The sequence below is a fragment of the Burkholderia sp. HMSC10F09 genome (genome assembly GCF_001806955.1).
Classification (GTDB): Bacteria; Pseudomonadota; Gammaproteobacteria; order Burkholderiales; family Burkholderiaceae; genus Burkholderia; species Burkholderia multivorans.
In genome coordinates this window covers 22,136-28,677 of record NZ_KV786581.1, presented here as the reverse complement: position 1 = coordinate 28,677, position 6,542 = coordinate 22,136, and the positions used below count along the sequence as shown (strand labels likewise).

Below are 6,542 nucleotides of genomic sequence, written 5' to 3'. Positions count from 1 at the left end.
CGGCAGCGCGGCGTCATCCGGCCGGGCGGCCTGCCGCACGCGTTTGCGCGCGGGCCGCTCGCGCCGGCGGCCACCGATCGACAACCGAAGAACCGGAGCACACCATGAGCCTCATCCTGACCTGGGTCATCAATGCCCTCGCGCTGCTGATCATCACGTACCTCGTGCCGTCGATCCACATCAAGAGCTTCGGCACCGCGCTGATCGTCGCGGTCGTGCTCGGCCTGATCAACACGGTGATCCGTCCGGTGCTGATCCTGCTGACGCTGCCCGTGACGGTCGTCACGCTCGGGCTGTTCATCCTCGTCGTGAACGCGCTGTGCTTCTGGTTCGCGTCGTCGCTGCTGAAGGGCTTCGAGGTGTCCGGGTTCTGGTCCGCGTTCTTCGGTTCGATCCTGTACAGCATCGTGTCGTGGCTGCTGTCCGCACTCATCTTCGGTCAGCGCAACCTCGGCTGAGGGCTGAACCCTCCGAATCATGAAACCGATCGAACTCTCGTTTGAATTCTTTCCGCCGAAAACGGCGGACGGCGTCGAGAAGCTGCGCGCGACGCGTGCGCAGCTGCTGCCGCTGAAGCCGAAATTCGTCTCCGTGACGTTCGGCGCCGGCGGCTCGACGCAGCAAGGCACGCTCGATACCGTGCTCGACATGCAGAAGGACGGCCTCGACGCCGCGCCGCACCTGTCGTGCATCGGCTCGTCGCGCGACAGCCTGCGCGCGATCCTCGACCAGTACCGCTCGTGCGGCATTCGTCACATCGTCGCGCTGCGCGGCGATCTGCCGTCCGGGATGGGCTCGGTGGGCGAGCTGCGCTACGCGTCGGAACTCGTCAGCTTCATCCGCGCGGAGCACGGCGACTGGTTCCACATCGAAGTCGCCGGCTATCCGGAATACCATCCGCAGGCGCGCTCGCCGAAGGCCGATCTCGAGAACTTCGCGCGCAAGGTGAAGGCCGGCGCGAATTCCGCGATCACGCAGTACTTCTTCAACGCGGACGCGTATTTCCGTTTCGTCGACGACGTGCGCAAGCTCGGCGTCGACGTGCCGATCGTGCCGGGCATCATGCCGATCACGAACTTCTCGCAGCTGATGCGCTTCTCGGAAATGTGCGGTGCCGAAGTGCCGCGCTGGGTCGCGCGCCGGCTCGAGAGCTTCGGCGACGATCGCGAATCGATCCGCGCGTTCGGCGCCGACGTCGTCACCGGCCTGTGCCAGCGTCTGATCGACGCGGGCGTGCCGGGGCTGCACTTCTATACGCTGAACGCGGCCGCCGCGACGAAGGCGATCTGCGAACGCCTCGACGTGTAAGCGTCGCGCGCGCGGCTTGCCGCTGCATGCCCCGTCGGCTTCGGCCGGCGGGGCTTTTTTTCGTCCGTCAGCGCTGCGCCTGCAGCAGCGGCGGACGGCGATCGAACCACGGCCGCGCCTGCTCGAGCTGCCGCGCGAGCTGCAGCAGCAGCGCGTCGTCGCCGTGACGCGCGACGAACTGCACGCCGATCGGCAGCCCGCGCGCGTTCCAGTAGAGCGGCACCGACATCGCCGGCTGGCCCGTCAGATTGAACAGCTCGGTGCAGCCGGCCCACGCGAACGCCTTCTGCGACGCCTTCGCGAGCAGCTCGCGCAGCAGCGGCTTCGCGGGCAGCGCGGCCACGAGCTTCATCTGCGCGGCTTCGAGCGGCGTCGGCTGCAGTTCGCCGATCTTCACCGGCGGCCCGGCCAGCGACGCGCAGAGGATCGCGTCGTAGCGCGACACGAGACCCGACACCTGCACGGTCAGCTGCCGCTGCCATTCGAGCACGTCCTGCAGCCGCGCACGCGCGAGCCGCCGGCCGACCACGGCCATCGCCCAGGTCGCCGCCTCGAACTCGCCGCGCCGCGGCGTGCGGCCGGTCAGTGCCCGCGCGCCGAGGACGATCTCCTCGGCGATCGTCGCCCACAGCGTCAGGAAGGTTTCGGCCGCGCGCGCGTAGTCGACATGCAGCGTCGCCGGTTCGACGTGATGGCCGAGCGATTCGACGAGCGCGGCCGCGTCGTCGAGCGCCGCGCGCGTATCGTCGGCGAGCGCCGGCGCGAGCATCGGATCGGTGACGAGGCCGATCCGCAGCGGGCCGGGCGGCGTATCGAGCGCCGCGAGGAACGTGCCCGGCGCACCGGGCGGCCGCGTCGCGCCGGTCGTCACGTCGAGCAGCAGCGCACTGTCGCGCACGCTGCGCGACACCGCATGATTGACGACGAGATCGCCGTGGGTCGGCAGATCGACGAGCGCAGGATGGCGGCTCGGCTTCAGCCCGAACAGCCCGCAGCACGAGGCGGGAATGCGGATCGAGCCGCCGCCGTCCGATGCATGCGCGAGCGGCACGACGCCGGCCGCGACGGCGGCCGCCGCGCCGCCGCTCGAGCCGCCGCTCGTATGGTCCAGGCTCCACGGATTGCGGCACGCGCCGAACAGGTCGGGCTCGGTGTAGGGCATCTGGCCGATCTCCGACGTGTTGGTCTTGCCGAACACGTTGAGCCCGGCCGCACGGCTTTTCGCGATGAAGGGCGAATCGTCGCCGGGCACGAAGTAGCGGTAGTGGCGGCTGCCCATCGACAGCGGCAGCCCGGCGACGGCCGCGCCGAGATCCTTCACGAGATACGGGACGCCCGCGAACGGCGCATCGGCGGTTGCCGCCGACGCAGCCGCCGCACGCGTGCGCGCGGCATCGTAGTCCTGCAGCACGATCGCGTTGATCGCGCCGTTGACGGCCTCGGCCTGGCCGATGGCCGCGTCGAGCAGTTCGAGCGGACTTGCTTGGCGTTCGCGCACGAGCGTCGCGAGGCCGATCGCGTCGTGCGCGAGATAGTCGTCATGCATCGCGGTCACCCCCGTTGAGACGTATGGCGATGGGCCGAGCATAACGCGGGCGCGGCACGCGGCGGTGCCGGCCCGCGGGCGGGCCGGGCTTACAGGTGCTCGGCGAGGAACGTCAGCGTGCGGCCGTGCGCGAGCGCCGATGCGCGCTGCTGGTACGACGCGCGCTCCGGGCAGTTGAAGCCGTGCTCGGCGCCCGGATAGACGTGAAACGCGGCGTTGTCGCGGCCGGCGAACGCGGCCTTCACCTGCTCGACCGCATCGAGCGGAATCGCGTGGTCGTTTTCGGCGTAATGGAACAGCATCGGCTGCGCGATCTTGCCGGCGAGGTCGAGTGCGTTCTGGATGCCGCCGCCGTAATACGCGACCGCGGCGTCGACCTTGCCGGCCGCAGCCATGCGATAGGCGAGGTGGCCGCCGAAGCAGTAGCCGATCGCGGCGACCTTGCCGGTCGTTTCGGTCCGCGCGCGCAGCGCGTCGGCGGCCGCGCCGAGATCGGCGACCGCGAGGCCGATGTCGGTCTTTTTCAACAGCTCGATGCCTTTGTCGCGATCGGCGCCGTCGTACGTCAGCTCGACGCGCGGCTGCGTGCGCCAGAACACGTCGGGCGCGAGCGCGACGTAGCCGTCGGCCGCGTACTGGTCGGCGACCGCACGAATGTGCGAATTCACGCCGAAGATTTCCTGAATGATGATGACGGCAGGACCCTTGCCGCGCTTCGGCAGCGCGAGATAGCCGCCGAAGCTGTCGTTACCGGTCGGGATGTCGATCCATTGGGCAGTCACGTGGGAACTCCTGGCAAACGAGGCGCATGCGGCCTCGGGGACGATAGAGGCGGCTTAGTGTGCCACCAATCGCGTGCCGTTGCAGTGCGCGCACCGTGCGCGTCGCGCGCTTCTCGCGCAGCGATCGATTCGATCTCGATTATTCATTTTTCGGCCGCGCGGCGCTTCGCTACAGTCGATGCACAGGCTTTTACAAAGCGCTTTCGCGCATCGTTTTCGAAGGATTCGCCATGTCCGCTCGTCCGTTTTCCACCCCGTTCGCCGAACGCTTCGGCTTGCGCGTGCCGCTCGTGCAGGCGCCGATGGTCGGCGCGACCACGGCCGCGATGGTCGCCGCCGCATCGAACGCCGGCGCGCTCGGCAGCCTCGGCGCCGGCGCATTCGACCCGGACCGCATCGCCGCCGAAGTCGACGCGATCCGCGCGGCGACCGATCGTCCGTTCGCCATCAACCTGTTCGTGCTGCCCGACACCGCAGCCGATGCGGCGACCGTCGCGCGTGCGCTCGCCGCGATCGATCCGCTGAACGCGGTGCTCGGCCTGCCGCCGGGCACCGCGCCCGCACGGTACGCGCCCGACTTCCGCGCGCAGCTCGATGCACTCGTCGCACTGCGTGTGCCGGTCGCGAGCTTCACGTTCGGCGTGCTCGACGCGGCCGACGTCGCGCGCCTGAAGGCTGCGGGCACGTACGTGATCGGCACGGCGACGCACGTCGCCGAAGGGCTCGCGTGGCAGGCGGCCGGCGCCGACGCGCTGTCCGCGCAGGGCGCCGAAGCCGGCGGCCATCGCGGCACGTTCATCGGCCCGGCCGAGCACGCGCTGATCGGCACGCTCGCGCTCGTGCCGCAGCTCGTCGATGCGACCGGGCTGCCGGTGCTCGCGGCGGGCGGCATCATGGACGGCCGCGGCATTGCCGCGGCGCTCGCGCTCGGCGCGCAGGCCGCGCAGCTCGGCACCGCGTTTCTGCCGTGCGCGGAAAGCGCGATCGCGGCGGACTGGAAGGCGCGGCTGCTCGCGTGCGACGACACGTCGACGCAGGTCACGCGCGCGATCACCGGGCGCCACGCACGCGGGCTGCGCAACGCGCTGATGACGCGCCTCGGCGAACGGCTCGACGACGTCGCGCCGTATCCCGTGCAGAACGCGCTCACGCAGCCGCTGCGCCAGGCGGCCGCGCGCGCGAATGACGGCGACTATCTGTCGCTGTGGGCCGGGCAGGGCGCGGCGCTCGCACGCCGGCGCGGCGATGCGCTGACGACCGCGCAACTGGTCGATGCGCTCGCGGCCGAATGGCGCGCGGCAGCCTGAATGCGTTCGTATTGCACGCCGAAACGCGCGTGCCGTCACGCGCGTTTCATTCAATGAACGCGCGCACCCAATACCGATTCGAAAAGGCGCGGAAACGCTTTAAAAGTCCCTTTCAAAAGCCCTCGGGTAATTAGCGGAAACCCTTATCCGGCGGGGCTTCCAGCCGTTTTCGAGCGAGCCCTCCAGTGCGCTCGTGGCGGTAGTGTTACCACTAACTCAAAAAAGTCCCACAAATTAATTTGATCACCTACACTGCGCGCAAGCACGGGCGGGCAGCTGCTAAAAGCGGCTGTTTCACGTGCTTGAGGCCAAGTGCATGAACGATGCAACCGGCGAATCGTCCAGTGATGCAAACACAGGGATGGCAGCGGGGCACCGGGCGATGGCGTTTATTGGGACCGAAACTGGAGACTTACATGAATATCAAGATGCAAAAGCTGTTGCCGATCACCGCGGCGGCGATGCTGTGCGCTGCAGCCGCAAGCAACGCGTCCGCCGATCAAGTCGTCAAGATCGGCCACGTCGCGCCGTTGACGGGCGGCATTGCACACCTGGGCAAGGACAACGAAAACGGTGCACGTCTCGCAGTCGAGGAGATCAACGCGAAGGGACTGACGATCGGCGGCCAGAAGATCACGCTGCAGTTCGACCCGCAGGACGACGCGGCCGATCCGCGTCAGGCGACGCAGGTTGCGCAGAAGCTCGTCGATGACAAGGTCGTCGCGGTCGTCGGCCACCTGAACTCGGGCACGTCGATCCCGGCATCGAAGATCTACAGCGATGCGGGCATCGTGCAGATCTCGCCGTCGGCGACGAACCCCGCCTACACGCAGCAAGGCTTCAAGACGACGTATCGCGTCGTCGCGACCGACGCGCAGCAGGGCCCGGCACTCGCGAACTACGCGCATTCGAAGGGCATCAAGAGCGTCGCCGTGGTCGACGATTCGACGGCCTACGGCCAGGGCCTCGCGAACGAATTCGAGAAGAAGGCGAAGGCGCTCGGCCTGAAGGTGGTGTCGCACGACGCGACGAACGACAAGGCGGTCGACTTCCGCGCGATTCTGACGAAGATCAAGGGTGAAAACCCCGACGCGATCATGTACGGCGGCATGGACGCGACCGGCGGCCCGTTCGCGAAGCAGGCGAAGCAGCTCGGCCTGCGCGCGAAGATCTTCGCGGGCGACGGCGTGTGCACGGAAAAGCTGGCCGACCTGGCCGGCGATGCGACCGACAACGTCGTGTGCTCGGAAGCCGGTGCATCGCTCGAGAAGATGCCGGGCGGCGCCGCGTTCAAGGCCAAGTACGAGAAGCGCTTCGGCCAGCCGATCCAGATCTATGCGCCGTTCACGTATGACGCCGTGTACATCATCGTCGACGCGATGAAGCGCGCGAACTCGACCGATCCGGCGAAGATCGTCGCGGCGATGCCGGCGACGAACTACACGGGTGTGATCGGCACGACGACCTTCGATTCGAAGGGCGACCTGCGGCACGGCGTGATTTCGCTGTACAACTACAAGAGCGGCAAGAAGACGCTGCTCGACGAAGTGAAGATGTAACGCGACAAGCGGTCAACAGCAGGGGTGAAAACGCGCATGC

The 6,542-nt window shown here is 68.2% G+C and carries 6 protein-coding genes; 4 read left to right on the top strand and 2 right to left on the bottom strand.

What is annotated here, in order from left to right; genetic code table 11:
- Positions 1-104: 104 nt before the first annotated feature.
- Positions 105-458: a phage holin family protein gene (locus HMPREF3115_RS05850; protein WP_006401378.1), complete on the top strand. Its 354-nt coding sequence runs from the start codon at positions 105-107 to the stop codon at positions 456-458.
- Positions 459-477: 19 nt separating this feature from the next.
- Positions 478-1,308 carry a methylenetetrahydrofolate reductase [NAD(P)H] gene (metF, locus tag HMPREF3115_RS05845; RefSeq protein ID WP_006401377.1) on the top strand — a complete coding sequence of 277 codons (831 nt, stop codon included), beginning with the start codon at positions 478-480 and terminating at the stop codon, positions 1,306-1,308.
- Positions 1,309-1,375: 67 nt separating this feature from the next.
- On the opposite strand, the gene HMPREF3115_RS05840 is transcribed toward metF, so the two are convergent.
- Both HMPREF3115_RS05840 and HMPREF3115_RS05835 read right to left on the bottom strand, forming a co-directional pair.
- Positions 1,376-2,854: an amidase gene (locus HMPREF3115_RS05840; protein ID WP_006408240.1), complete on the bottom strand. Its 1,479-nt coding sequence runs from the start codon at positions 2,852-2,854 to the stop codon at positions 1,376-1,378.
- Positions 2,855-2,943: 89 nt separating this feature from the next.
- Complete coding sequence (locus tag HMPREF3115_RS05835; protein ID WP_006401375.1) at positions 2,944-3,636, bottom strand: dienelactone hydrolase family protein; 693 nt, start codon at positions 3,634-3,636, stop codon at positions 2,944-2,946.
- Positions 3,637-3,866: 230 nt separating this feature from the next.
- On the opposite strand from HMPREF3115_RS05835, the gene HMPREF3115_RS05830 reads away from it, so the two are divergent.
- Both HMPREF3115_RS05830 and HMPREF3115_RS05825 read left to right on the top strand, forming a co-directional pair.
- On the top strand, positions 3,867-4,943 hold the full coding sequence (locus tag HMPREF3115_RS05830; RefSeq protein ID WP_069220681.1) for an NAD(P)H-dependent flavin oxidoreductase: 1,077 nt from the start codon (positions 3,867-3,869) through the stop codon (positions 4,941-4,943).
- A 416-nt stretch (positions 4,944-5,359) separates the two neighbouring features.
- Complete coding sequence (locus HMPREF3115_RS05825) at positions 5,360-6,502, top strand: branched-chain amino acid ABC transporter substrate-binding protein (protein ID WP_070553685.1); 1,143 nt, start codon at positions 5,360-5,362, stop codon at positions 6,500-6,502.
- Positions 6,503-6,542: the final 40 nt, after the last annotated feature.

Coding starts and splice junctions, on each gene's coding strand:
- HMPREF3115_RS05840 (WP_006408240.1), bottom strand. CDS start 2,854: ATGCATGACGACTATCTCGCGCACGACGCGATCGGCCTCGCGACGCTC.
- HMPREF3115_RS05825 (WP_070553685.1), top strand. CDS start 5,360: ATGAATATCAAGATGCAAAAGCTGTTGCCGATCACCGCGGCGGCGATG.
- HMPREF3115_RS05830 (WP_069220681.1), top strand. CDS start 3,867: ATGTCCGCTCGTCCGTTTTCCACCCCGTTCGCCGAACGCTTCGGCTTG.
- HMPREF3115_RS05850 (WP_006401378.1), top strand. CDS start 105: ATGAGCCTCATCCTGACCTGGGTCATCAATGCCCTCGCGCTGCTGATC.
- metF (WP_006401377.1), top strand. CDS start 478: ATGAAACCGATCGAACTCTCGTTTGAATTCTTTCCGCCGAAAACGGCG.